Source organism: Microcoleus sp. PH2017_34_RAT_O_A, assembly GCF_020737885.1.
Taxonomy (GTDB): Bacteria; Cyanobacteriota; Cyanobacteriia; order Cyanobacteriales; family Microcoleaceae; genus Microcoleus.
In genome coordinates, this window is sequence record NZ_JAEQDD010000190.1 from 1 (window position 1) to 2,820 (window position 2,820).

A 2,820-nucleotide genomic window follows, 5' to 3' on the forward strand; every position below is an offset into this window, starting at 1 on the left:
CCACATCTGTCATCCAATGGCACGGAGGCAAAAACAAATTGAACTACGGGCAAATAGTCTCGCGCCGCCACAATTTGCTCAAAAAGCTACCCAAATAGTTAAGGATGGGTAGCTTTGTCCATAAATTAAGTTACAGTTCCTAACCCAGAAGCAACAACCGATCGCCCGGAGCTGAGTTTGGGCTCGCTTGCTTGGGAGCGAAATTAACTGCGGTTGTCCTTGGCAATTCGCGATCGGCTGCTGCTCGATCGCATCTGGGACGAATGCTCGATCGACAGTTGGGCGCCTACTCTCTTGACGAAAAACTCGGTTTCTTCCTAGATACGCAAATTTCCCAGCTTCTGATTTTGGGTAGAAACCGGGTTGATGAGCGGTAAGTGCTAATTTGTGTTGAAACCAATATTTAAGCTGTACTGCATTTAAGTCGGTCTTTTTCAATTGCCCTGTCAAAATAACGTCAAATTCTCTGGCTTGTGGCCCTCCGAGGGCGATTTTCCCGATCGCCCCCTCGGAGTCCACTGAGAAAGTAGCGAAGGTTGAAGAGTGGCGCAGCCCGATCGCGCGATGAAACAAATCCCTCTACAACATTATAAATTGTATATTTTAATTCCCTATTCCTTGTTCTTGTCCCCCCCATCCGCTTCTCCCCCTCGAACATCACAGACAATAGAACTCTTGCAAAAGTCAAATTTACCCCCCGCAAGTCCCCTCGAACTTCGGGGGGAAACAAGAATAATCTTACCCCCTCCCCGAACTCGCGGGGAGGGCTGGGGTGTGGTGCTTTGTATTTTTGTAAGAGATCTAATGTTTTTGGTGCAGCAGCTAATTCCTCCGGTGGTGGCTGCACGATGTTTCTGCCGCCACGCCCATTCAATCGGTTTTTAGCGAAAACCCTTTCAACGAACAGGTGAAATTTCCTTGATTTTTTTACCGGATTGCCTTCCCCGGACTGCGTTGTGTGCAAATTATAGCAGATGTTGAATGAAGGAAGAAGGAAGAAGGAAGAAGGAAGAACGGAGAAGGAAGAAGGCGATAAAGGCTGCGCTCGGGGGGTAAAAAGAAGTCTGAACTCAGAAGTCAGAAGCAATCGACTCCATGGGGAAAGGGCCATTAAGAGCGTCCTAACCGTCAGGGTGGATGGGCTATATATGCCGAACACCTTAGTAGAAGATTGCTCTTCGGTATTTGGGGTTTTGAGGGGATTCGCTGCCCGAAAAACAGGGTTTACAAGTAGGTGGCAGCGGCATCGAGAACAAGTGCTGCCTCGCCTTGTTGAGGTAAAATTTAACCCCGCGCCGGTAACAAGGCTGGCGGCAGATTTGCCTGTGTCGCGCCCTAGGTATTTTCATTCATCGGTGCTTTGGTTTTTACCTTGACCGCAGACTGGATCGGGGATTGGTGAAAGTTGGGAACAGACTTTACTGTAAAAAAGTAAAGCATTTAATTTGCGACAATAATTCCTCCCGCGATCGCGCCCTTGACGCTTAGGCAAGCATCACCTGCTCGAAGGCAAATAGATCTGCCTTCGAGTATCCTTACTTACACCCCCGGTTTTGAGACCGCAAAAATTTACCCAGAATCTTATATTCCGAATTCTTAGTATTGACAGTGAAACAAAGTTAATCTAATGTGTTGTAATTGATATAAGTAAAGTCCAATAAGCGAGGTACGGTCAATGGCAGAAACAGCTACAGCACCCTTAACAGGAAAAGGTCTGCTTCAAAAAATCAAAGGCAGCGATTTGCCGCGCAGAGAACTTGCAAAGCTTTGCGGCTACTTCACCGTCAGCAAAAGTGGAGAAACCCGGATTAACTTGGCTGAGTTTTACGATGCAGTGTTAGCTGCTAAGGGAATTGAGCTAGAGAAGTCGAAAGCAGACGGACGCGGACGAGAAGCGAGTTATCGCGCTAGCGTTCACAAGAATGGCTCGATCGTGATCGGGGCAAATTATACCCAAGAAATGGGATTAAAGCCAGGTGACGAGTTTGAAATTAAACTCGGATACAAGCACATTCGCTTGATTCAGATCGATGTGGACAGACCGGAAGTGGAAGTGGAAGAAGAGGAGGATACAGAAGAATAGAGGCGATCGCGATGCAGTCTGCCGATAGCAAGGCGACTGGATTTGATATTCGCTACAGAAGTATTTGCGCGCCAACCTTCGATTTAACTGATGAGCTGTCTTGACTATTTCTATTTTCTCTTGTCCCGCAAAGACTACAGTGCCTCTGAACTTCGCAAAAAGGGGCAAGAGAAAGGTTTTGGCAATGAGGAAATATTGGAGGCGATCGCGCAAATTCAAGACCGGGGCTATCAGTCTGACACTCGCTTGGTGGCAAACTCGATCGCCTCTGCTACGGGCAAATACGGGAAATCGGCCATCAAGCGCAAGTGCCTGCAAAAAGGAATTACTAGCGATTTGTTCGAGCAAGTCTGGGAGGAAGAAATTGCCGAAAATCTGGACTCGGAAGCCGCAAAACTCGCCGAATTAAAAGCCAAAGTCATGCGGAAATACAAGATCGATGCTTGGAGTAAAGTAGATCCGAAAACCAAGGGCAAAGTCTTGAACTACCTGCAATACAGGGGCTTTAATGCTTTTGAACTTTTGCGGCAGTGGCAAACAGAAGAAGATGAAGGGTTAACTTACAGGGCGAAATAGTTATCTAAACTTAGTCAAAGCTCGCTGGACAAGATAAGTCTAGAATTGAGATAATATCTGCAATGCCGAAAACCAAGGCTCAATTATCCGGTTTGTAAACCGCAGTTCTGTCTGTACTAGCCAGCCTGTTAAGGTCGAGAAGGAAGTCCACAACTCGTTAA

General features: G+C 47.0%; 4 protein-coding genes. 3 read left to right on the plus strand and 1 reads right to left on the minus strand.

Annotated elements, in window-relative coordinates:
* Positions 1–78 precede the first annotated feature (78 nt).
* Positions 79–573, minus strand: a complete 495-nt coding sequence (locus JGK11_RS32570; RefSeq protein WP_293187173.1) for a hypothetical protein — start codon at positions 571–573, stop codon at positions 79–81.
* 401 nt (positions 574–974) lie between these two features.
* Between JGK11_RS32570 and JGK11_RS32575 the strand changes: the two genes are divergently transcribed.
* The 3 genes from JGK11_RS32575 (at position 975) to JGK11_RS32585 (ending at position 2,659) form a co-directional block, all read left to right on the plus strand.
* On the plus strand, positions 975–1,376 hold the full coding sequence (locus JGK11_RS32575; protein ID WP_293187174.1) for a hypothetical protein: 402 nt from the start codon (positions 975–977) through the stop codon (positions 1,374–1,376).
* A 299-nt stretch (positions 1,377–1,675) separates the two neighbouring features.
* Entirely contained in the window at positions 1,676–2,083 is a 408-nt protein-coding gene (locus tag JGK11_RS32580) for an AbrB family transcriptional regulator (RefSeq protein WP_293187175.1), read from the plus strand.
* 90 nt (positions 2,084–2,173) lie between these two features.
* A complete protein-coding gene (locus JGK11_RS32585; RefSeq protein ID WP_293187176.1) occupies positions 2,174–2,659 on the plus strand; it encodes a regulatory protein RecX in 486 nt (161 codons plus the stop codon).
* Positions 2,660–2,820 lie beyond the last annotated feature (161 nt).

Coding starts and splice junctions, on each gene's coding strand:
- JGK11_RS32585 (WP_293187176.1), top strand. CDS start 2,174: ATGAGCTGTCTTGACTATTTCTATTTTCTCTTGTCCCGCAAAGACTAC.
- JGK11_RS32575 (WP_293187174.1), top strand. CDS start 975: ATGTTGAATGAAGGAAGAAGGAAGAAGGAAGAAGGAAGAACGGAGAAG.
- JGK11_RS32580 (WP_293187175.1), top strand. CDS start 1,676: ATGGCAGAAACAGCTACAGCACCCTTAACAGGAAAAGGTCTGCTTCAA.